The sequence below is a fragment of the Parabacteroides sp. An277 genome (assembly GCF_002159645.1).
Taxonomy (GTDB): Bacteria; Bacteroidota; Bacteroidia; order Bacteroidales; family Tannerellaceae; genus Parabacteroides.
This window is the reverse complement of the sequence record NZ_NFJB01000012.1, coordinates 34,562-58,180: the sequence shown is the minus strand read 5'-3', so window position 1 is coordinate 58,180 and position 23,619 is coordinate 34,562. Positions and strand designations below refer to the sequence as shown.

19 protein-coding genes are annotated in these 23,619 nt (G+C 46.8%); 10 read left to right on the top strand and 9 right to left on the bottom strand.

All coding sequences use genetic code 11. The annotated features are described in order from the left end of the window. Positions 1–20 precede the first annotated feature (20 nt). From B5F77_RS06505 to glyA, 4 genes are all read right to left on the bottom strand, one after another. Positions 21–1,295: a HAMP domain-containing sensor histidine kinase gene (locus tag B5F77_RS06505; protein ID WP_087329165.1), complete on the bottom strand. Its 1,275-nt coding sequence runs from the start codon at positions 1,293–1,295 to the stop codon at positions 21–23. Continuing rightward, positions 1,292–1,975, bottom strand: coding sequence for a response regulator transcription factor (locus B5F77_RS06500; RefSeq protein WP_087329162.1), 684 nt, complete (start codon positions 1,973–1,975; stop codon positions 1,292–1,294). Before B5F77_RS06500 ends, B5F77_RS06505 begins: the two co-directional genes overlap by 4 nt. Positions 1,976–2,449: 474 nt before the next feature. Beyond that, positions 2,450–4,798: a family 20 glycosylhydrolase gene (locus B5F77_RS06495; RefSeq protein WP_087329160.1), complete on the bottom strand. Its 2,349-nt coding sequence runs from the start codon at positions 4,796–4,798 to the stop codon at positions 2,450–2,452. Positions 4,799–4,839: 41 nt separating this feature from the next. After that, positions 4,840–6,120 (bottom strand): serine hydroxymethyltransferase, encoded by a 1,281-nt coding sequence (gene glyA / locus B5F77_RS06490; protein ID WP_087329158.1) that lies wholly within the window; start codon positions 6,118–6,120, stop codon positions 4,840–4,842. Positions 6,121–6,544: 424 nt separating this feature from the next. Between glyA and B5F77_RS06485 the strand changes: the two genes are divergently transcribed. Genes B5F77_RS06485 through B5F77_RS06465 form a run of 5 tightly spaced genes read left to right on the top strand, consistent with a single transcriptional unit; the run spans position 6,545 to position 9,902 of the window. Then, the gene (locus B5F77_RS06485) at positions 6,545–7,021 is read left to right on the top strand and encodes a phosphatidylglycerophosphatase A (protein ID WP_087329156.1); all 477 of its coding nucleotides are present in this window, start codon (positions 6,545–6,547) and stop codon (positions 7,019–7,021) included. Next, positions 7,006–7,551 carry a GtrA family protein gene (locus B5F77_RS06480; protein WP_087329154.1) on the top strand — a complete coding sequence of 182 codons (546 nt, stop codon included), beginning with the start codon at positions 7,006–7,008 and terminating at the stop codon, positions 7,549–7,551. Before B5F77_RS06485 ends, B5F77_RS06480 begins: the two co-directional genes overlap by 16 nt. A 13-nt stretch (positions 7,552–7,564) precedes the next feature. Then, a complete protein-coding gene (locus B5F77_RS06475; protein ID WP_087329152.1) occupies positions 7,565–8,248 on the top strand; it encodes a CDP-alcohol phosphatidyltransferase family protein in 684 nt (227 codons plus the stop codon). A gap of 8 nt (positions 8,249–8,256) precedes the next feature. After that, on the top strand, positions 8,257–9,180 hold the full coding sequence (locus B5F77_RS06470) for a phosphatase PAP2 family protein (protein ID WP_087329150.1): 924 nt from the start codon (positions 8,257–8,259) through the stop codon (positions 9,178–9,180). Beyond that, positions 9,177–9,902, top strand: coding sequence for an SDR family NAD(P)-dependent oxidoreductase (locus tag B5F77_RS06465; RefSeq protein WP_087329147.1), 726 nt, complete (start codon positions 9,177–9,179; stop codon positions 9,900–9,902). The genes B5F77_RS06470 and B5F77_RS06465 overlap by 4 nt, the downstream gene beginning before the upstream one ends. Before the next feature lie 105 nt (positions 9,903–10,007). On the opposite strand, the gene B5F77_RS06460 is transcribed toward B5F77_RS06465, so the two are convergent. The 3 genes from B5F77_RS06460 to B5F77_RS06450 form a co-directional block, all read right to left on the bottom strand. After that, positions 10,008–11,567 (bottom strand): FAD-dependent protein, encoded by a 1,560-nt coding sequence (locus B5F77_RS06460; protein ID WP_087329145.1) that lies wholly within the window; start codon positions 11,565–11,567, stop codon positions 10,008–10,010. A 25-nt stretch (positions 11,568–11,592) separates the two neighbouring features. After that, a complete protein-coding gene (gene radA / locus B5F77_RS06455; protein ID WP_087329143.1) occupies positions 11,593–12,990 on the bottom strand; it encodes a DNA repair protein RadA in 1,398 nt (465 codons plus the stop codon). Between the two features lie 75 nt (positions 12,991–13,065). After that, complete coding sequence (locus tag B5F77_RS06450) at positions 13,066–13,632, bottom strand: 30S ribosomal protein S16 (protein WP_087329141.1); 567 nt, start codon at positions 13,630–13,632, stop codon at positions 13,066–13,068. A gap of 432 nt (positions 13,633–14,064) precedes the next feature. On the opposite strand from B5F77_RS06450, the gene B5F77_RS06445 reads away from it, so the two are divergent. From B5F77_RS06445 to B5F77_RS06425, 5 genes are all read left to right on the top strand, one after another. Next, positions 14,065–17,031: an AsmA-like C-terminal region-containing protein gene (locus B5F77_RS06445; RefSeq protein WP_087329224.1), complete on the top strand. Its 2,967-nt coding sequence runs from the start codon at positions 14,065–14,067 to the stop codon at positions 17,029–17,031. Between the two features lie 155 nt (positions 17,032–17,186). Continuing rightward, complete coding sequence (pyrB, locus tag B5F77_RS06440; protein ID WP_087329139.1) at positions 17,187–18,101, top strand: aspartate carbamoyltransferase; 915 nt, start codon at positions 17,187–17,189, stop codon at positions 18,099–18,101. Between the two features lie 21 nt (positions 18,102–18,122). Continuing rightward, positions 18,123–18,590: an aspartate carbamoyltransferase regulatory subunit gene (pyrI, locus tag B5F77_RS06435; RefSeq protein ID WP_087329137.1), complete on the top strand. Its 468-nt coding sequence runs from the start codon at positions 18,123–18,125 to the stop codon at positions 18,588–18,590. A gap of 19 nt (positions 18,591–18,609) precedes the next feature. Beyond that, a complete protein-coding gene (locus tag B5F77_RS06430; protein WP_087329135.1) occupies positions 18,610–19,176 on the top strand; it encodes a flavin reductase family protein in 567 nt (188 codons plus the stop codon). Positions 19,177–19,182: 6 nt separating this feature from the next. Next, positions 19,183–19,887, top strand: coding sequence for a porin family protein (locus B5F77_RS06425; protein WP_087329133.1), 705 nt, complete (start codon positions 19,183–19,185; stop codon positions 19,885–19,887). A gap of 10 nt (positions 19,888–19,897) precedes the next feature. On the opposite strand, the gene B5F77_RS06420 is transcribed toward B5F77_RS06425, so the two are convergent. Beyond that, entirely contained in the window at positions 19,898–20,377 is a 480-nt protein-coding gene (locus B5F77_RS06420) for an AraC family transcriptional regulator (protein WP_087329131.1), read from the bottom strand. 352 nt (positions 20,378–20,729) lie between these two features. Beyond that, positions 20,730–23,612: a PD-(D/E)XK nuclease family protein gene (locus B5F77_RS06415; RefSeq protein ID WP_087329129.1), complete on the bottom strand. Its 2,883-nt coding sequence runs from the start codon at positions 23,610–23,612 to the stop codon at positions 20,730–20,732. Positions 23,613–23,619 lie beyond the last annotated feature (7 nt).

Here is a 23,619-nt window from a genome sequence, read left to right as displayed (position 1 = left end):
AAAGAATCTGAAATTTGGGCCTATTTGCAAGAAAAAATGAAACAATGCCTATTTTCTTTGTAGGTATAATCTATCTGGTAGGTATAAATCCGGCAGATAGTCGCCACAATCGCTAAGCCCAATCCTGTGGAATGCTCTTTTTTACTTCCTTGGTAAAAGCGATTAAAGATTTGTTCGCGGTCCAGCGCGCCGTCTTCGGCACTGTTACTGATTTCCAGCTGTCGGTTGTCAATAAGGATGCGGATATTTCCTCGCGCCGGTGTATGTACAAAGGCATTTTTTAAAAGGTTTGTCATCAAGATGGCGGCCAAGGTCTCGTTCATGTAGACCTGTAGCGTACCGGTTTCTTCCCAATCCAGTTGAATCTGTTTATATCCATAGGCTTCCTGGTAATCTGGAAGATATTTTCTAAGCAACGCGTTTAGTTGTATGTGGCTACTCTCAGGATATTGTCCATTTTCTATTTTCGAGATAAGCAAAAGGGATTTGTTGAGTTTGGTGATATGGTCGAGCGTCTCGTAGATTTTTGCCAATTCCTCCAACTGGGATTCCGTAAGGGATTCATCTTCCATCAGCATCTCCAAGCGACCCCGGCAGATGGCAATCGGCGTTTGCATTTCGTGGGATGCGTTCCCGATGAATTGTTTTTGTTGCTCGTAAATCCGTTCGTTTGCTTCCGTGCTGCGTCGAAGTGCCTCGTTCAATTTTTGGAATTCAGTAATGTCCGTCGGATTGGCAAGCGGCCGGTTCTCTTTCCCCAATACATAGCTATCGAGCCAATTCAACAGAATATAGAGCGGTTTCATGCTGCGACGGTAAATCCAGACGTTGATACCCAGTATGGTCAATAACAAAGCACCGTATAGAAACATAATCCAATACCAAATGGCCAATATCATATCGTGCTTCTCGATAGATGGCGTCGAAACGGTCAGCAAGTAATAATGGTCGTTCTCGTCTTCGAAAATGGTCGAGAGAATGCGCGCTGGCTCCGTTTCGTTTTTCTCCTTTATAAATACCATCGAGTCGGCATAGGCGATGTGCGGATGCGCGTCGGCGTATGTTTCAGAGACCTCTTGCAGGTAGTATTGGTTGTTCGAACCGTTATTGTGCGACGGCAGCTGTTCGCCTGCCAATTTACGGGTAATGATAACCTCGGAATAATCCTCCAGCGAATCGTCTACTTCATCATTCACTTCGTCCATCAGGGCAAAATAAAATAAACCCGCCCATACCGTCAGCACGAAGATGAGCGCAATCGAAAGTCGTCCGATGATGCGATAATGCAGTTTCATTTCACATGCGTATTCAGTTTATACCCGATGCCGTACACCGCTTTGATTTCGATGTTGGCCCCACCCTCTTTCAGTTTTTTGCGGACATTTTTTATCTGCGCATAAATGAAATCGAAATTATCCACTTGGTCGATATGGTCTCCCCAGACGCTTTCGGCCAGCGTTTGTTTATTAATGAGACGGTCCGGCCGATTCACAAAATAGAGCAGGATGTCATATTCTTTGCGGCTCATCTCAATGGGCTTGCCTTCTATTTGTACCTCGTAGGTCGCCGGGCAGATGCAGACATTGCCCAGTTCGATGCGGCTCTCCCCGCCATGGTTGTTGCGCCGGATGACGCTTTTGATGCGCGCATTCAGTTCGGCCAGGTGGAAAGGCTTAGGCAGGTAATCATCGGCACCCAGGTCCAGCCCGTTCACCTTGTCTTCGATGGCATCTTTGGCCGAGATGATAATCACGTTCTCTTTCCGTCGTGCTTTTTTCAGGGTTTCCAGGATTTGCAAACCGCTTCCACCCGGCAGCATGATGTCGAGCAGCACGCAATCGTAGCTGTAATCCTCAATCTTAAAAAGGGCCGACGCATAATCCGCAGCCGTTTCCACCACATATCGTTCCTTTTCGAGCGACGATTTGATTACCTCGCGCAACGAAGGGTCGTCTTCTATTACCAATATTTTCATACGCTTTGTGTTAGGGATGCGCAAATATACATTTTTTTTCGACAAATGGATCTGAAAAGTTTTGCGGAAATTTCCGACGAGCCGCCGACAACGCTGGGAAGTCTGAGGAAATTTCCGACGAGCCGCCAACAACGTGGGGAAGTCTGCGGAAATTTCCGACGAGCCGCCGACAACGTGGGGAGGTTTGCGGAGATTTCCGACGAGCCGCCGACAACGTGGGGAGGTCTGCGGAGATTTCCGACGAGCTGCCGACAACGTGGGGAGGTCTTCGGAAATTTCCGACGAGCTGCCAACAACGTGGGGAGGTTTGCGGAGATTTCCGCCAGGCTTCCAAACATAGCCGGGGGCTTTCCCTCATCAGGTACAAAAGCAAGAGGGTGCGTCCCGCACCTCCCGGAAAATAACCTACCGGCCTTTTCCGAAGGGGGACACACCCTCCTATCTAATGACTTTCGTCTCTATGTTTTATCCCGTTTAATGCACGAGCATCTCCGGCGTAATAGCGGTGAATTCCGTGGCATCAGCTTTGCGGAGCTTGATGCTGCCGTCGTTCCAATTCGAAGGCCAACCACCGATGATATGGCCCAAGAAGACAGCCTTGATTTCGTGCAAGCCTTTGGCCAACGCTACCGAACTATCATGGCGCGAGAAGCGTTTCACCTCGCCACCGTTGTTCACAAGCAATTTGCCATCTATCCAAACCTCTTCCAAATCAGACGAAATATAATAGACGCCATCTTCCGGGATATTCACGTAACCCGTCGCAATGGCCGCATATTGCTTCACGCCGCGCATCGACTCGGAAGTCTTCACCTGGCTGCGGAGTTCAAACGTCGACTTGATAGTCTTCGTTTCTTTCGGTTGCACTTTGGCAGCTTCCAAATCTTTTACATTCAGATACATGCCATCGAATACCTGCATCGTAAGCCCTGGCGTTGTCTTTTCTACTTCTTTCGCGGGAGCCAACGCCTGTTTTTCCACTTGAATGGTCCGCACGCGGCTCATCTTGCCAGAAGGCAAAACGGAAGCGATTTTAAGCGTAGTTGTTTCCGTAATCTCAATCGGCGCCGTATAGGCCGTAGAAGCAGGGGTCGGCTCGCTGCCATCGAGCGTGTAAACCATCTTCACGGGGCGCGAAGTCTTGAATTCCAACGACGCCTTATCCGTAAAGGCTACGAAATCACACGAACCGTTCGGCTGTTCGGGCAATGGGATATGATAACCCATGTTATGTTCATCGAGGCGGACGTACGCATTCTCGATACGACGTTCGAAATCCTTGTAATCTTTTCGGTCGAGATTTGTCCAGCCGATTTCAGCTACGGCAATAATACGTGGGAAAATCATATATTCGCGAATCTCTTCCGTATACATGTATTCCGCCCAGGTATTTCCTTGGACACCCAAGACGTAATTTCCCTTCCCCATCGAGGCGAGCGTATCAGGCACCGGATTATAACTGTAGGTTTTTTCGAGAGGCGTATATCCTCCGATTGTCACCGGTTCTATTTTCGAGTCGCCCTGATAGGCATCCAGGTACATACCGTTTCCACCCGGTGTCATGATGACGTTGTGGTCCATCAAGGCAGCTGCGATACCGCCCTCTTCACCACGCCAAGACATGACAGTGGCCGAAGGAGCCAAACCGCCTTCCAGGATTTCGTCCCAACCGATGATTTTCTTGCCTTTTGTCTCCAAATACTTTTCCATACGCTGGATGACGTAGCTCTGGAGCTTTTCTTCTGCCGTATGGTTTTTGTCGGCCGTCAAACCTTCCGCCTTAATACGTGCTTGGCATTTCGGGCAATCCTTCCAGCTAATTTTCGGACATTCATCGCCTCCGATATGGAAATACTCGCTGGGGAAGAGCGGTACCATTTCGTCGATCACATCTTCCAGGAAGTTGAACATGTCCTCTTTACCCGGACACATCACGATATCTTCCACGCCCCAGATGATACGCGGCGTCCCCGGTTCTCCTTTACATGAAAGTTCCGGATAAGCAGCAATAGCCGCCATCTCGTGTCCCGGAAGTTCCAATTCGGGGATGACTTCGATGAAATGGTCGGCAGCATATTTCACTACCTCCTTGATTTCCTCTTGGGTATAATATCCGCCATGTTCAAACCCCTCTCCTTCGATACGCTTGGAGGCGATTTCCTGGAGCTTCGGATATTTCTTGATTTCAATACGCCAGCCTTGGTCGTCTGTCAAGTGCCAATGGATGCGGTTTATTTTAAACAAAGAGAGGACATCAATGTACTTCTTCATATTTTCAATCGGCATGAAATGGCGGCATGGATCGATATGAATGCCTCGATACCCAAAACGCGGCGCATCTTTCACGCTTACGAGCGGAGCTTGCCAGGCAATGCCACTCACCTTTTGAGCGCTTTCAATTTCGGCCGGAAGCAGTTGCATGAAAGTCTGCATTCCATAAAAGAGACCTTGAGCCGTCTTGGCGGTAACGGTAGCTCCTTGGTTTGTGACTTCTAATGTATAGCCTTCCTCGTTGGGCACGTCTGCCGCCGCATCAAGATTTAAGGTAATGTTACCCTTTTCGCCCACTTGGATATTATATCCGGTAGCTGTCCGCATCTTGGCTGCGAAGAATTCGGCAATGGTCTTTGCTTCTGGAGAAGCCGCACCGAACGATGTGCCGTTACCCAATTTGAAATAACCGTCGTGTTGCACCAAACTCTGCGGTGCGGGGATGACGTTAATCCCCTGATTGTACACCTTCACCTCTTCCGGCGTACCGGCACACGACGTCATCGCACAAAGTGCTACGCTGGCGCATACCGTTGCTATTAGTTTTTTCATTGTCCTTATATATTATATATGTATAGGAATTTCTTCATTTATTACCATGCAAAGAGGGGATATTCCTTCATCATTGAATTTACTTTTTCTCGTACCGAAGCGATTGTTTTGTCGCATTCAGGTGCCGAGAGGACGGTATCAATCATTTCTACAATCTCGCCCATCAATGCTTCTTTCGCACCGCGTGTTGTGATAGCTGGCGTACCGATACGAATACCGGAAGTCTGGAAAGCCGAGCGGCTATCAAACGGTACCATGTTCTTATTGACTGTGATGTCGGCCGAAACCAAAGCCTTCTCTGCCACTTTTCCGGTCAGGTCGGGGAATTTCGTACGCAGGTCTATTAACATACTGTGGTTGTCTGTTCCGCCAGAAATAATCTTATAGCCCTTATCTATAAATGCTTGCGCCATGGCCGCTGCATTCTTCTTTACTTGCGTCTGATATATTTTGTATTCTGGTTCCAATGCTTCGCCAAAGGCTACGGCTTTAGCGGCAATCACATGCTCTAACGGACCACCTTGGATACCTGGGAAAACCGCCGAATCCAACAATTGGGACATCATCTTGATTTGCCCCTTCGGTGTCGTCTTTCCCCATGGATTTTCAAAGTCTTTCCCTAACAAGATAATGCCTCCTCGCGGACCGCGAAGTGTTTTGTGCGTTGTAGAGGTTACGATATGCGCGTATTCCAACGGATTATTCAATAAGCCTGCCGCAATCAACCCTGCTGGATGTGCCATATCTACCATCAATAAAGCACCCACCTTATCGGCAATCTCGCGCATCCGCTTATAATCCCATTCGCGCGAATAGGCTGAACCTCCACCAATAATTAATTTAGGATGTTCGCGAAGCGCTACCTCTTCCATCTGGTCGTAATCCACGCGGCCGGTCTCTTCTTTTACGTTATAAGCTACAGGTTGATACAAAATACCCGAACTATTTACAGCCGAACCGTGCGATAAGTGACCTCCGTGTGCCAAGTTCAATCCCATGAACTTGTCGCCAGGATTCAATACAGCCAATAATACAGCTGCATTAGCCTGTGCCCCCGAGTGTGGCTGTACGTTTACCCATTCGGCGTTAAACAACTTCTTTAGCCGTTCGATGGCAATCGTTTCGCTTTGGTCGACCACTTCGCATCCGCCATAATAACGTTTGCCTGGATATCCTTCCGCATACTTGTTAGTCAAACAACTGCCCATTGCTTGCATGACTTGTTCACTGACAAAGTTTTCCGAAGCAATCAACTCAATTCCTTTCAGCTGCCGCTGATGTTCTTTTTCGATAATATCGAAAATTACGTTGTCTCTTTTCATCTTTCTAAAAATAGTTAGTCAATGATTTTTCTGGCTTCTGCCTCACATTTTTTGCAAATTTAATGGTTTTTCCCGGATATGCAATCCAATTTTTGAAAATACCCATCGGAAAGTTTTTTTCGACGGATGAAAACTTATCTAATCACTTACCTATTCTTCACGTATCGTCGATATTTTTATATCTTTAGGCTAAAGATACACAAATATCGTCGATATTTATACAAACATCGACGATACGTAAAGAATTGTTTACTGCTTTCATAAGTTTTCTTTCTTGTGAAAAAAGGAATTTCCGCCCATTATATGAGAATTTCAGACAAATGAACCTAAAAGATTAAGAGGAAAATCCATTTTTCGTATGCCAAAAGTGTACATTTTATACAAGAAGTCTATATCTTTGTACCGTTTTTTACAAAAACGAGACATGCAAGTTACAAAATTCCATCTATTTATTGCCAGTGGATTTGGTTCGGGCTTTTCACCGGTGGCACCAGGCACGGCGGGCGCGTTGTTGGCGTGCGTCATGTGGGGTGTGGCCTCTTTGTTTCTGCCGTATGAGGCAGTAATGTGGGCAACAGGGGTATGTGTCCTCCTATTTACGGCATTGGGCATCGTATCGGCGGGGAAGGCCGAGCAGGTATGGGGCAAAGATCCTTCGAAAGTCGTTATTGATGAAATGGTAGGCGTATGGATTCCGCTCTTGGCCGCTCCTGAAGGCGAAGCGCGTGGGTGGTATGCCCTTGGCGCATTTGTGCTTTTCCGTTTCTTTGATATCGTAAAGCCTCTTGGCGTGCGGCGCATGGAACGTTTGGAAGGAGGCTTAGGCATTATGATGGATGATATATTGGCAGGTATTTATAGTTTAATTATATTAATAGGCATAAGATGTTTTGCTGGATAAAAAGACTACCGAAGAAACTCCTGAAAAAGGAGGGCTTCTTTATGTTCCTGCGAGCGCAATTCTCCTCGCAGGTATCCAGTTTCGTGGACTTCTTAGTGACGATTCTGCTCGCCAAACTATTCGATATGTATTATGTCTATGCGACCAGTTTAGGTTCCGTATCGGGTGGTATCGTCAATTGTATTGTAAATTATTACTGGACCTTTAAAGCGAAAGATTGCAAGAAGAAATACGTCGTTATTAAATACATTTTGGTTTGGTTTGGAAGTATTGGCTTGAATACGTGGGGTGTATATGGATTGACGGAATCCATCCAACGAGTTCCTTGGGTACAACAAACGCTCTCGCACGTGTTCGATGATTTGTTCATCGTATGTAAGGTGGTGGTTTCATTGCTGGTTGGATGGTTTTGGAACTATAGCCTGCACCGGAATTTTGTCTATCGGGATTGCAAAATCCGGCGTCCGATTTTTCTCCGACGTAAATCCCTTCCACTTGAAACGGAAATAGAAAAAGTAAAAGTAAGATAAATAGAGAAAAGACATGAGTTTTAAGACAACAAGAGATTGGTTGCAACAGACCATCTACAAAATCATTAACCCCACGGTTCATGGGATGATAAAGATCGGCATCACACCCAATGTGGTCACTACGACAGGCTTGTTGCTGAATATCGTAGCCGCGTGTGTATTGATTTATGGCGGATTTGAAGCAGAGGCCAATAATTATTCCTACATCGGTTGGGCGGGCGGCATTATCCTTTTCGCCGGTTTGTTTGATATGATGGACGGGCAAGTAGCTCGCATTGGAAATATGAAATCGACATTCGGTGCGCTTTATGATTCAGTCCTCGACCGTTATAGCGAATTAATTACCTTCTTTGGGATTTGCTACTATTTGATGCTTCATGGGTACTTAGTGAGTTCCATCATCGCCTTTGTCGCTTTGATTGGTTCGTTGATGGTAAGCTATGTTCGAGCCCGTGCCGAAGGATTAGACATCGAATGCAAAGTAGGTTTGATGCAACGCCCCGAACGAGTTGTTTTAACCGCTCTTGGTGCATTAGGTTGCGGAATTTATGCCTATTTTGCCGGATCGATGCCTGCATTCGACCCGATATTAATCTTAGTAATTCCTTTAGCTATTGTCGCTATTTTCGCCAACATCACGGCTTTCGGGCGCCTGCGTCATTGCCATAAGGTCATGAAAACGATGGGAAACAAATAAACGTGCGTATGAACTTTCCTACACGAAAAGAAACATTGATAGTCGCTTGTGGCGTCGTATTGTTTTTCTTGACGACCGGATTTTTCATCGGGCTTCGCTTCGAGCATTTTGCACTCATGGCATTATTCCTCGCGTTGTTTTTTGCCAGTAAAATCACGCGTAAATTGGCCATTGCGTTACTTCCGTTCATGGTTTTCGCTATCTCGTACGATTGGATGCGCGTCTTCCCGAACTATGAAGTGAACCCTATTGACGTAAAAGGGCTATACGAAGCAGAAAAACATCTCTTTGGTATCCAAACGAACGGGCAAATCCTTACGCCTAACGAGTTCTTCGCCATTCACAATTGGAAAGTTATGGATTTCCTATCAGGTATTTTTTACCTGTGTTGGGTACCTGTCCCTATTCTCTTTGGCGTCTGGCTTTACTTGAAGGGCGAACGAGAATTGTACCTGAAGACAGCATTGGTTTTTCTATTGGTGAATTTCATCGGATTCATCGGCTATTACATCCATCCGGCTGCTCCGCCTTGGTACGTGATGTTGCATGGCTTTGAGCCTGTTTTGAATACGCCGGGTGAGACGGCCGGGTTGGCTCGTTTCGATGCCGTCACGGGGCTTAATGTCTTCAGTTCGATATACAGTCGAAATGCGAACGTTTTCGCGGCGGTACCTTCGCTTCACTCCGCGTACATGGTGATTCCACTCTACTATTCAATTGTCCGCAAAAGCCATCCGGCGTTGATTGCCTTGTTTGCCACTATCCTCGCGGGTATTTGGTTCACAGCCGTCTATTCTGGACATCATTATATTATCGACGTATTGCTGGGCATCGGATGTGCCATTATCGGCATTTTCCTCTTTGAAAAAGTCTTGTTGAGATGGAATGTATTCCGCCGTTTCTTTGAACGATATAATCATTATATACAATGAAGCGCATTATGATTATAGGTGCTACGTCGGGTATCGGACGTGCAACTGCTCTTCTTTTCATCGAAAAGGGTTGGACAGTTGGCGTGGCGGGCCGTCGAAAGGAAAAACTGGAGGAACTTCGTGATCTTGCGCCAGAACGGGTATTTGCCGAAACGATAGACATTACCCAACCTGATGCGCCGGATCGTTTCCATGCTTTGATTCAGTTAATGCATGGCATGGATGTTTTCCTGCTTTGTTCCGGTGTCGGGAGTCAGAACGCGGCCTTGCTTCCAAGCATCGAACTGGCTACCATCCGTACCAATGTCGAAGGTTTTGCGCGGATGCTTTGTACGGCATGGGATTATTTCCGAGCTCAAGGTGAAGGGCATATTGCTGTCGTGAGTTCCATTGCCGGTACGAAGGGATTGGGCGTCGCTCCCTCTTATTCCGCTACGAAATGTTTCCAGAATTGTTATCTCGACGCACTAGCTCAACTGGCGCATATGCAACATCTTTCCATCTATTTCACCGATATCCGTCCCGGCTTCGTCGATACCGAACTGCTTCGTGGTGGGATTTATCCAATGCTCATGCGTCCTGAGCGTGTCGCCCGTGGTATTTTTCATGCCATTCTACACAAACGCCGTCGCCTCGTGATCGACGCACGCTATCGTCTTCTTGTATTCTGTTGGCGGCTAATCCCCTCTTGGCTTTGGGAATGGCTTCCCATCCATAATTAAATCCATCCGGTATCTTTTCCTACTTCCAATTCCTTTTGGGTATACTTTCTAAAGGGTTTAGAAAATCATTTTTGAATTAAAATAAAGAAAGGATCCTGATGGGAATCAGGAAAAGAACACTGCTACGCTCTCGGCACATCGCTCGCCGTCGATAGCAGCCGAGACAATACCGCCTGCATAGCCTGCACCTTCTCCACAGGGAAAAAGGCCGCGCAGCACAACGTGCTGTAAATTCGCACCTCGAAGGATACGTACAGGAGCTGATGTACGAGTCTCAACACCCACCATCAAGGCTTCGTTCGTCAAGAAACCACGCGACATTTTGCCGAAACGGAGGAAACCTTCGCGAAGACGGTCGGCGACGAACGCCGGCATCCAGTGGTGAAGTGGCGAGGAAAGCACTCCAGGCGTATAAGAACAAGACGGCAAATTGGAAGACAAACGCTTGTGAACGAAATCTTCCATCCGCTGGGCTGGCGCCACTTGCCGATGTCCATTCGTCCAACACATCCGTTCCAATTGTTCCTGAAACTGGAGGACGCATAGTGGTGAAGAGGCGGAAATTTCCGAATAAATAGTTGGAATATCTTCGGGATGAAGCTCAACTACCATGCCTGAATTGGCCCAGCGGGAACCGCGTGTAGAAGGTGACATACCATTTACCACGATTTGTTCCGGACCGCTCGCCGCCGGGACAATGAATCCACCTGGACACATGCAGAAACTATACACACCCCGTCCACCTGATTGCGCTACGAAACTATATTCCGCTGCTGGAAGATACTTCCTAGCATCCAGCCGATGATATTGTATCCGATCGATAAGTGCCTGCGGATGCTCCAGACGAACGCCTACCGCAATCCCTTTGGCCTCAATAGCGATACGCGAAGCATACAGATAGCGATAGACATCACGTGCCGAATGGCCCGTCGCTAAAATAACTGGACCCTCGAAACATTGTCCCGTGTGTGTCTCAATCCCTACCACCTCTTCGCCCCGAAGGAGGAAACGCTCCATTCGGGTTTGGAAATGCACTTCTCCGCCCGAACGGAGGATTTGGGCACGCATCTGTTCGATGACACGCGGCAATTTATCCGTTCCGATATGCGGATGTGCATCCGCTAAAATGGAAGGACTTGCACCATGTTGACAAAAGACACGAAGGATTTTTTCGACAGATCCCCGTTTCTTACTTCGCGTATAGAGCTTTCCGTCAGAATAGGCACCTGCCCCACCTTCTCCGAAGCTATAGTTCGACTCCGGATCGACCGACTGTTCGCGCGAGATGCGGGCAATATCCCGTTTACGTGCACGGACATCCTTACCGCGCTCGACGACAATTGGACGCAACCCCAATTCAATTAACCGCAATGCCGCAAACAATCCACCCGGACCCGCCCCGACAACAATTACCCGTTTCCCTTTAGAGACATCCGGATACTCTATCGGTTCGAACTCAGGTTCGGTAGGCAGTTCGTGGATAAACGCACGAATTTTCAGATTGACAAAAACTGTCCGTTGGCGCGCGTCAATCGAACGCTTCAGGATACGCACAGCTTGGATGTCATCTGTCTTCACGCCCGTCTCGCGTGCCACTACGGTTTTGAGCGATGCCTCGCAAGTCGCTTCTTCAGGTAAAAGGCGTAATTGTATTTCTCGTATCATACTCTTGTATCTTCTCTCAATGAAATTAGCCAAACAATTGCCGGAAAGCCTCCTCTACTTTGCGTACTTGTACAATCTGGATTTGGCAACGCGACGCATCGAACCCCTTCAAATTATTGTGTGGAATCAAGATACGTGCAAATCCCAACTTCTCGGCCTCCAAGATACGCTGTTCGATGCGGTTGACCGGACGAATTTCACCCGACAATCCTATTTCTCCCGCCATACATACGCCCGGTTCAATCGTAATATCTAAACTGGAGGAAAGTACCGCACTCAAGACAGCCAAATCAATAGCCGGGTCGTTCACCTTTAATCCGCCGGCGATATTCAAAAAAACATCTTTCTGTGCAAGCTTGAAACCGGCTCGTTTCTCCAATACGGCGAGGAGCATGTTCATGCGCCGGATATCAAAACCAGTTGCACTCCGTTGAGGTGTTCCATAGACGGCCGAGCTTACCAAGGCTTGCGTCTCGATTAGGAAAGGACGGATACCTTCGATAGCTGCTGCGATGGCCACCCCACTTAACCCTTCGTGGTTTTGCGTTAATAATAATTCCGAAGGATTGCTTACCTCGCGCAGCCCTTCTTGGCGCATTTCATAGATTCCCAGCTCAGCCGTACTTCCAAAACGATTCTTGATGCTTCGAAGAATACGGTACATATAGTGCGGGTCGCCCTCGAATTGGAGAACGGTATCTACGATGTGCTCTAACACTTTCGGACCGGCAATACTTCCCTCTTTGTTGATATGTCCGATGAGAAGAACAGGCGTTCCGCTCTCTTTAGCAAACTTCAAAAGAGCCGCACTGCATTCACGAACTTGGGTGATACTACCGGGCGAAGATTCGGCCTGTTCCGTAGCAATGGTTTGAATGGAGTCAATAATCATCACATCCGGACATACGTTGGCAGCCTGTATCAATATCTGTTCTAAGTTGGTTTCGCAAAGGATGAAGAGCGAATCAAAGTCTTCGACTCCAAGTCCGTTTTTCTTCGCCAAGCGTTCGGCGCGCATCTTGAGTTGGCGGCTGCTTTCTTCGCCCGAAACGTAAAGAATCTTCCGATCGGATAGCTTTAAAACGGTTTGCAATACCAAGGTTGATTTCCCGATGCCGGGTTCCCCTCCTATCAGTACCAACGAACCCTTCACCAAACCACCCCCTAAGACGCGGTTTAATTCGGCATCTTGCAAATCAAGCCGTTCCTCCTTTTCCGCCGTAATATCGCGAAGAAGCGTCGGGCGTGAAGTCTCCTTTCCTCCTAAATGCTGCGAAGATAGGCGTCGGGCAACAGGTGTTTCCTTGGCTACAACCTCTTCTACGTACGTATTCCATTCCCCGCAATTCGGACATTTCCCCAACCATTTCGGAGAATCCGCCCCGCAATTCGAGCATATATATACCGTCTTCGTCTTTGCCATACCTTTTATTCGATAAAAAAAGCCACCCCTTTTCGTGGAAGGGGCAGCTTTCCATTTCTTTTTAATTCGCGAGAATTATTCTGCACTTTGAGCTGGAGCTTCTTCAGTCGCCGTGTTTTCTGCGTTTTCTGCATTTGCAGCAGCAGCAGCTTCTGCTTGTTTCGCAGCTTCAGCAGCAGCTTTTTCAGCACGTTTCTGAGCCAATGCTTCTGCTTTCACCTTGTTGACTTCCTTCTCAGCTTCCAACCGTGCGCTCTTTACAGCCTTTACAGCATCAGCATCCTTTGTACGAACAGCTTCCAAAGCAGCTTGCTTTGCCTGTTTCCATACTTGGAATTTCTCTTCTGCCTTTGCTTCGTCGAATGCACCTTTCTTCACACCTTCCAACAAATGCTTCTTCAAGCAAACGCCTTCGCGAGAAAGGATATTACGAACTGTATCTGTAGGTTGCGCACCCACCTGCATCCAATACAACGCTCTGTCAAATTTCAAATCTACTGTAGCAGGATTAGTGTTCGGATTATAAGAACCTATCCTCTCAATAAACTTTCCATCACGTGGAGCCCTGCTGTCTGCGACTACAATCTGATAAAAGGCATAACCTTTACGACCGTGTCTTTGCAATCTAATTCTTGTTGCCATTTTGAAATAATAATTTAATAAGCTTTTTGTATTTGATTTTCGGGCGCAAAGGTAATGTATTCTTTTGACATGACAAAGTCTGCGTTGAAAAAATCTCAGGAGAAAACGAATGAATCTGCCCGGCTAAACTTCCAAACGAGGCGGAAAAACTTCATAAACTACCGAACAATTCTTCAAATATCGTCGATATTTGTATACATATCGTCGATATTTGTGTATCTTTAGGCTAAAGATATAAAAACATCGACGATACGTAAAGAATTTATAGTCACTATCGGAAGTTTTCTCGCCTTATTTTGAATTTTAGACCGATACATACCGGATTTTTCTACCCTCTATTGGAAAATAGGTTGACTTTTTCTGCCTTTGCGAAGTACAATGCATTTGATTTATCGCTACCTTTGGAGTGGAAAAATGAAAAACAAAACAAAAATGAACAAGACTATAAAAAAAACGATTAAGATAACCGCTATTTCCCTTCTTTCTTTATTCCTTATTATAATAGCGGTCATTGCTTTTGCCATTCATTTCATATTTACGCCCGAACGGTTAACGCCGGTTGTAGTCAATACGGCAAACAAAACATTGGATGCGAAGCTAGACATGCAGAGCGTTGAACTGACATTCTTCTCTACTTTCCCACGTTTCGGCCTGAAGCTAACGGATGGTACTTTGGTATCAAAGGCGATTCGCGATACATTATGGCAAAAAACCGATTCGCTCCTCTCGTTCAAGAAATGTGTCCTCGTGGTTAATCCCATCGATTACCTCGAAAAGCAAAAGATAAGCCTGCATTACCTCCTCTTGGACAGTGTCTCGGTGTATGCTTATACCAGTCCGGAAGGTATTTCGAACTGGGATATAGCACCGAGCGACACAACGGAAAAGGCACACACCGATACGACATCCTTCACGCTTCCGGGTGGTATTGACATTCGTCGTATTGCCTTTCGCCACACTAACTTAACGTTCGACGACCGGAATACGCATCTTTATGCCCGCCTCGACGACGCTAATCTCCAGCTTCGTGCTTCCCTCCAAAAAGGACGCTCGCTTTTGGGGCTGGAGTTTGATAATAAGAATGTTATCTTTTGGCAAAACGGGCAGTTGTTATTACATCGTATTTCGACGCGCATCAATACGAAGATTGCCATGATTCGCCGGTTGCATCTGTTAGCTTTAAAAGACACACGTTTTACGGTCAATGGCATAGACCTAGATATCAACGGGACAGTTCAGCGCGATACGCTTCAGAAAGCGTTGAACGTGAACTTGAAATACGGGTTACATGCCCCTTCGCTCGAGACAGTACTCGCCATGATTCCGGAATCCATCCTAAAAAAAGAAGAGGTTTCCGCCCAAGGAGAAGTGAAACTCGAAGGGACGCTCAAAGGATTATATGGAAAAAAACAAATGCCCTTGGCTACGCTCAAGGTACAAATCAACGAGGCCTCGGCCAAATACGACCGACTTCCGTATGGAATTGATAACATTACGGCCGACTTTTACGGAGAATTGGATTTGATGCGCCGCCAACCTTCGTTTGCAGACTTGAAAATATTTCGCTTCCAAGGAGCTCATACAGATATCTTAGCCGATGCTTTGGTGGAGGATTTGTTAGGAGATCCACGCATTACCCTTAATACCAAGTCTACTATTGATATGACAGCTCTTGCACAGACCTTCCCACTTCAGGAAGGCGTCAAGATAGAAGGTAAGATGGATGCAGATATCCGTCTGAAATGTAAACTTTCATCCATTCGAAACAAAGACTTGGGACGAATGAAAATAGGCGGGAAGTTAAATATGGAAGGGTTGGCTTTGCGCGACTCAGTACGCGACTTCGAGTTTACGGGTGATGCTTCGCTGGGGTTCTTCGGCAATGAATCGTTAGGCGCGAAAGGGGAAATTCGCCAATTAAAGCTGCATTACGGAGAAATAGATGCCGCCCTCGATAAGTTTTCGGCGCAAGTAAAGACGACTAATCCTCAAGATACCACACGTATCGTTGATTTAGAATGCCGCATGACGATGGACCGCCTCAAAGCCTCCATGACCGATACGATGAAAGTCTTTTGCAAGAAGACAACCATTAACGTGCATCTCCAGCCTGCCCCTCGTAATCCGCTTCGTCCGAAGGTGAATCTTTCCCTTCAAGCCGATACCTTCTTCTGCCGGATAAGCGATTTGAATGCCGGGATGAATAAGGCAGGATTTGCCGTCGAAGCCGAACAAGTACGCGATTCGTTTTGGCTTCCAAAAGGTATCATTGGATTTAATAGGTTAAAGCTCCGTACGCCTCAATTAGCATTACCGGTAGTGATGGAGAAAACCGCCTTAACGGTGGGAAATCGTCAGATTACGCTCCGGAATGCTACTATGCGTATCGGCCGTTCAGATTTGACGGCCAGCGGTGCGGTACACGATTTATACCGGGCATTGAAGAAAAATACGGTATTGAAGGCGAATTTGGAAATATCATCAAACAACCTTAATTGCAACCAACTCCTTCGTGCTTTCTCGACACCGGGAGATTCTGCCGAAGTAGAAGCTATCGATACGGCCGCCACTACGTTGAGTTTGTTTGTTATTCCGCCTACGTGGAATTTTGAACTCCAAACGAACTTAAAACGGGTACGTTATGGCCGGATGTTGTTTGAGAATGTACATGGAGCTGTAGATATTCGCAATCAAGCGATGCACCTGAAGGAATTAAGCATGATAGGATTGGATGGAGCCACGATGAAATCGACCTTGGTATATCAAGCCGCTAAAAAAGAAAAAGGTTACGTAGGGTTTGACTTGCGATTGAAGGATGTCAATATCGGAAAACTGGTAGATTTCATCCCTGCATTGGATTCAATGGTGCCCATGTTACGTTCTTTTAAAGGATATGTGAACTTCGATGTGGCGGCTGAGTCGGATATTGACTCTCTTTTGAATATTCAAATTCCGACGCTTCGTTCGGCTATCAACCTGCAAGGCGATAGTTTGGTGTTAATGGATGGCGAAACCTTTGCCGAAATCTCGAAAAAATTGATGTTTAAGAATAAGGAACGAAACGTATTCGACCATATATCGGCCAACATAACCGTGGATAATGGCAACGTGACGGTATATCCTTTCTTGGTAGAAATCGACCGATACCGGGCAGCTGTAGGCGGAACGCAGGATTTGAACATGAATTTCGATTACCATATCTCCATTCTGAAATCGCCTTTACCGTTCAAAGCTGGGGTAAACATCAGTGGGACGCTCGACGATATGAAGATACGTATTGGCAAAGCCAAATACAAAGATGCCGTAACACCGGTCGAAATCCGAAAGGTTGATAGTACACGTATTAACATGGGTACGCAAATCGTGCAGGATTTCCGCCGTATTATGCGACGGCCATAGGCATAATCGAAAATGAATATAACGATAAATGCAAACGAATATAGGCATAAACCAATCATTTAGCTTCGAAGGACGAAAATATCGTCCACAAGCGTTTGACATTTTGAAAATGTTTATTTATCTTCGCGTAGTATAATGACAGAATATACACCTATATGAGAAGTAAAAGTTTTGTATCCATCCAAGAATGTACAAAGGAAGACATTCTTCGTATTTTAGATAACGCGGAAAAGTTTGAAGCGAATCCCAACAGGCGTTTGCTTGAAGGGAAAGTAGCGGCTACGTTGTTCTTCGAACCTTCTACGCGCACACGATTGAGTTTTGAAACGGCAGTCAACCGCTTAGGAGGACGTGTCATCGGTTTCCAAGATGCCTCCACGACCAGTTCTTCGAAGGGAGAAACGCTGAAAGACACCATTCTTATGGTGAGCAACTACGCGGATTTGATTATCATGCGCCATTACCTCGAAGGAGCTGCGCGGTATGCATCGGAAGTAACCAATATTCCTATCATCAATGCGGGCGATGGAGCTAACCAGCATCCTTCGCAAACGATGCTCGACCTCTATTCCATCCGCAAGACACAAGGGAAACTGGAGGATTTGACCATCACGATGGTGGGCGATTTGAAGTATGGACGCACGGTGCATTCGCTGATTGTCGGGATGTCGCACTTCAACCCGACGTTCCATTTCGTAGCACCTAATGAGCTGCGCATGCCTGACGAGCAAAAGAACTTCTGCGATGAACACGGCATCCGCTATTACGAGCATACGGCGTTTACGGAAGATATCATCAACCAGAGCGATATACTTTATATGACGCGCGTACAACGAGAGCGCTTCACCGACCTCGAAGAGTACGAACGGGTAAAGAATGTGTATATCCTGAAAAACTCAATGCTGGCCAATAGCAAAGAAAACTTGCGGATTTTGCATCCATTGCCCCGCGTGAACGAAATTGCTTACGACGTAGACGATAACCCGAAAGCCTACTATATCCAGCAAGCACACAACGGTCTCTTTGCCCGTGAAGCTATTATTTGTGATGTCTTGAATATTAATTTGTAATTGTAATACGAATATAAACACATGTCAGCTCTAAAGAATAACAAAGAATTGCAGGTGGCCGCTATCGAGAACGGTACCGTCATCGACCATATTCCGCCGACAGAACTCTTCAAGGTGGCTACGCTCCTCGAGTTAGACAAGATGGAAGCTACTATCACGATTGCCAACAACCTACCGAGTCGCAAGTGCGGACGAAAAGGTATGATTAAGATTTCCGATAAGTTCTTTGATGACGATGAAATCAGTCGCATCGCCCTCGTGGCTCCGAACGTCATACTCAACATTATCCGTAATTATGAAGTAGTGGAAAAGAAACGCGTATCGCTTCCGGACGAACTCATTGGTCTCGTAAAATGCAATAATCCGAAGTGCATTACAAACAACGAACCGATGGCTACTCGCTTCGAAGTCATCGATAAGGAGGCTGGTACCATCAAATGCCACTATTGCGAGCGGAAAATCAATAAGGACGACATTATTATCAAATAAACGGACAATTTCCTCTCGTATGAAACATAGCTGGAAACCTGGTACGATGATTTATCCGCTACCCGCTGTGATGGTGAGTTGCGGAAGCTCTCCAGAAGATTTCAATATCATTACCGTCGCGTGGGTGGGTACAATCTGTACCAACCCGCCGATGTGCTATATCTCGGTACGTCCGGAACGGTTCTCCTATCCCATTTTGAAGCGGGAAATGGAGTTCGTTATCAATCTTACGACTGAAGAGATGGCGTATGCTACGGACTGGTGCGGTGTCACGTCGGGGCGAGACCATCGGAAGTTCGACGAGATGCATCTCACGCCGGGTCGGGCATCCGTGGTTCACGCACCGATTATCGAGGAATCGCCCCTTTCTATTGAGTGTCGCGTACGGGAAATTCTTTCGCTCGGTAGCCACGACATGTTTATAGCCGATGTAGTGAATGTCTTGGCAGACGATAAATTCCTGGATGCCGATACGGGCGCGTTCGATTTGAAGCAAGCACACCTCATTGCTTACTCACACGGAAATTATTTTACATTAGGCGACGCGATTGGCAAGTTCGGCTGGTCGGTCCGCAAAAAGAAATGACGGCGGATGAAGGGATGGATTGTCATCGGTTGCTTGTGGCTTACCGGGATGTCGGCTTCGGCGCAAGGCATTATGCAAGCGCATGAGCAGCCTTTCGATATCAGCGCACGTGTAGGCTTCAACTCTGCCTTTCCTATCATCCATACTTTCACGCTCGACGGGGTTGACATCCCGCATCGGCGCGTTCATTATCGGGTGGGGTATCTGGCGGCTATTACGGTTTCCATCAACTTCAACCGCTTTTTCATCCAGCCAAGCGCCAGTTGGTACCGCACCCACACCGAAGTGCATTTTAGCCTCCCGGAGACGACAGGCAGCGAGGCTATTTTGCCGGGCGGCAGTCTGGAGGAAGAGATTAACTCACTGGAAGTACCGGTGCTGATTGGCTATCACCTCGTGCGCGAGTCGCCTTACGGACTTAACGTCAAGTTCGGGCCGAAGGGTATCTATCAATACCGGAGCGACTATCAATTTGAGGGTGTGGCTTCCGGTTTCCATTTTGAGGGGAACAATATCCCTTATGGATTGAACTTCGTCGCGGCCGTAGGGGTCACCATCGGCCGGTTGTTCCTCGATTTCTCTTATGAGTTTGGTTTGCATAACATACGTTCGACTTTCGCACTCGATGATGCCGCCTCTTCTACCACGCATATACTCCTCTACGAACGTCGTACCAATCTGCTTAGCTTCTCGTTGGGATTTAATTTCTAAATCCTTCCTCCTATTCTTCCCATTGATACAGTTCGCGGAAATTCTCCGGGCGATGCGTATTCCGGTATTTTGCGGGTGTCGTCTTTAGTTTTCGTTGGAATACACGGCCTAAGATAGATTGGGAGGTAAATCCGGAACGTGCGGCAGCCTCGTCTATCGATACGCCCGTATAAGCTAACCATTCTTTAACCCGCATCAGGCGATAGGCCAGCAGCAACTCTTCGGTCATCATCCCAGTAAATAGCATCAACATACCATTTAAGACAGCCTTGCTTACGCCTATTGATTGAGCCAATTCATAAGTACGTATATGACAATTTTCCGCCAACAGTTTCCCTATGGCATCCATAAATTCATTACCCGTATCTATACGCTTACTTGCTACAGGTTGCATTCCTGTCCATCCACGGTCATCTATCACGCGTGTAGCTTTTATAATTGATGTATAGATATCTTCGATAGATACCTGTTTAAATTTAATATGTTCCATACCTATTCTTTTGGGCAAATATAGTTATTTCATTCTAATTATACAATAAATTCTTTTGCTTTTTAATTTCAAGCAGTCAAAATAACCTATAGTATATTTTGCTGCTTGATTTCAAAATGCAAAAACAACCTATGGTATATTTTGCCGTTTGATTTTAAATAGCAAAAATAACCAAGAGTTTATTTTGCCAATTAATTTCAAAGTGCAAAAATAATTGATAGTTCTTTTTGCACCTTGATTTCAAATGGCAAAAGAAACCATCAGTTATTTAAGCTATATGATTTTAAAAAATAAAAAAGGATGCCTTCTAAAAGCATCCTTTTCAAATCTTATGTATCTTAAAACAAGGGTTTTATTTCCCGCAAATACAAGCGAATGGACAATAACCACAGGCTTTTCCTGTAGCGGTTTGTGTAAAGGGAACGGAAGGATTAAACAATTCATCCAAGCAGGAACGGAGCGCCTCTTCAAACTCAGGCTCATAAGCTGCAAAATCTTCTACCCGCTCTGTCTGACCACGGGATACGTGGTGCAATACAGCTGGTTCGAAATCATCTTGAAACAGTGCCTTGGTATAATAGATAGACGGTTGGATAGGCAACCCCGGGTAATCCGATTGGCGGCGATACATCCATGCATAAAGGAAGACCTGCAAGACTGCCTTCGGACGTTCGGCGAGCGTGCTATCAAACAGAGAAGCGATAGACTCGAAAACCAACGTACCGCTCCCCGTCTTGTAGTCTATAATGCGGAGAATGGACGCAGGGGCATCTATGCGGTCAATGAATCCTTTCAGCTGGACGCGTGTCCCATCACCTAATGGAAACAGGGCCTGGATCGGCCGTTCCGAATCCAGATACCGGAAGGGAGCCCACGAGACGTCTCGTTCCAATATCCGCTCCACATACTTGCGAATCATCTCGCCTACCAAGAAGTTCTGTCCTTCGAGGGTTCGCACCGTCTCCGTATGGAAAAAGACCTCAGCAAACGCACGTGCAATGGTCCCCGTGAGGAGCGGACGATTCGCCCGACACTGTTTAAGCACATCAGCCGTCACCGTGCGACCCCGAAAAGAGGCGTATAACTCCTCCATCACCTTATGTAGGATACTTCCAAACGTATTACTTTCAATCGTCTCGCTAATCTCCTCCTCTTCCTGCATCTGTAAGACATATTCAAAGTAGAAGCGAAGTGGACAATCCAGATAGGTATTGATGGCACTCGCGGAAAGCCCCCGTCCGCCCCCCTCGTGGAAAGCAGCCAGCCTACATTGGATGGCATCATCCTTGACCACGGTAATGGGGGGTACGGCTGACGAGGATACATCATACACCACCAATTGTTCGCGCAACGGGAAACGGTAGTGATATCGAAGCTGGTAGATAAAGCGACTGACCTCACCCGTTTGCAACCCCGTACTCCGGGTATCATAAAGCAACACAACTTCGCGGGCCCGATAGACAAGGCGGTAAAAATGGTACGCCCAGATGCTATCCTGGTGTTCATAGGTAGGAAGACCAAAACCACGACGTAGGTTATAAGGAATAAACGTATTGGCAGCCCGCTTCGCCGGAAATATACCTTCATTCATCGAGAGGACGATAAGGCGGTCAAAATCGAGAGCTCGTGTTTCTAAGACACCCATTACCTGTAGACCCGATAAGGGCTCGCCTTCAAAGGGTATAGTGACCAAATCGACCATCTTCTTTAAGAGTCGGAAATAGGTATCGAGTCGCATTTCAACATGAGCCTCACGCATGACCTCCTTCAGACGGTTCACCGTCGCAAAATAATGGAAGACAAACTCCTGTTCGATATCACGCACGCTTTGGGTTTTATCCTCGTTTCCTTCGTCTTCTTCCTCCGCCGCACGCAATTGGCGATTCAAAACCTCCAATACCCGAATCAAATAATCCGAAAAGGCGTTCGCATCCCGGATAGGTTCGAAGAGAACAGAAAGGAAGGCATCGTCTACCGCCTCTTCAGGATATATATAGATACGATTTTCGGCTGTAATCTGTTGGATCCACATCGCAACACGTTCCGAACGAGCCGCTCGTACGTAGGGATGGTTCAAGAGCGGAAGCACATCTCGGAAGTAATACATAGGTTGCCCCTCGCGATACCGTATGTTTTGCTGTAGTGACAAGAGTTGTTCCATAAGCGATGCAACGGGCGTTCCTGCCAACGGATATCCCATCGTTACGTTGATATGCCGGATAGACTCGGGGATGGAGTTCAAGACAGGGATAAGTAATTGTTCGTCGGGAAGAACAATGGCTGTCCGCAATGCCGCCTCTTCGTTGAATCCTTGCGACATCCAGTGTTCCAATTCGCGGTATGCCTGTTTAGCCTGTCCGACACCCGATGGAATGCCCACAACGCGAATCGACGGATTAACAACCTCCTCTTTCGACAGTGACATACGCGAAGGGAAAAGGCGAATATTCCGTTCGACAAAAAAAGAGGCACGGTTGTCCTTATCTCGTACGAAGAGTGAATCATAATCCCAATAGAAATCCGCCACGCCACGCCGTTGCAACGCAGACAATAACCGTTCTTCCGAAACAGACAACGCATTTAAACCCACAAAAACCACCTGTCGAAAAGGAAGTTCTACCGTAGTATCCCGTTCCAATTGCTCCACGACTTCACGGAATATCATACCTTCGTAACCATAGCCTTCGTCGGCGAGCGAGGTACGGAGTCCGGAATACAAATCGAACAAGATTTCCCACAGTTCGAGGAAATGCTGTTGATTCGGCGTATCATGTCGCGGATAAAATGACGACCAGAACATGCGGATAGCGGCCACTTGCTCTTCCGATAGGAAATCCAGTCCTTCGTCCAGCTCTTTCAAGTCGGCAAGGTTGCGGAAAAGCATCCGCGCGTCTACCATATATTTATCTACATCGTCGAAATCGTTCAAGAGCATTTCGCCCCAATAGAGGAATTCGTCGAACGATTCGGTTGAGCCACTCCGCTTCTTATACAGTTCATAGAGTTTAAACAGCATACGAATACGATCTGCTGCCTGCTTACCCGATAGCTGCATGAAAAGGTCATGAATAGTAGCAATCTTCGGAGAGAATAACGGACGTTCGGACAGGCTCGCCAAGTATTTCTGGAAGAACAATCCGGCACGTCGGTTGGGGAAGACGAAAGTCAGCTGGCTAACTTCCGCTCCATAAGTCGTATAAAACAACTCGGCTATTTGATATAAAAAGGGTTTCATCTGCAGT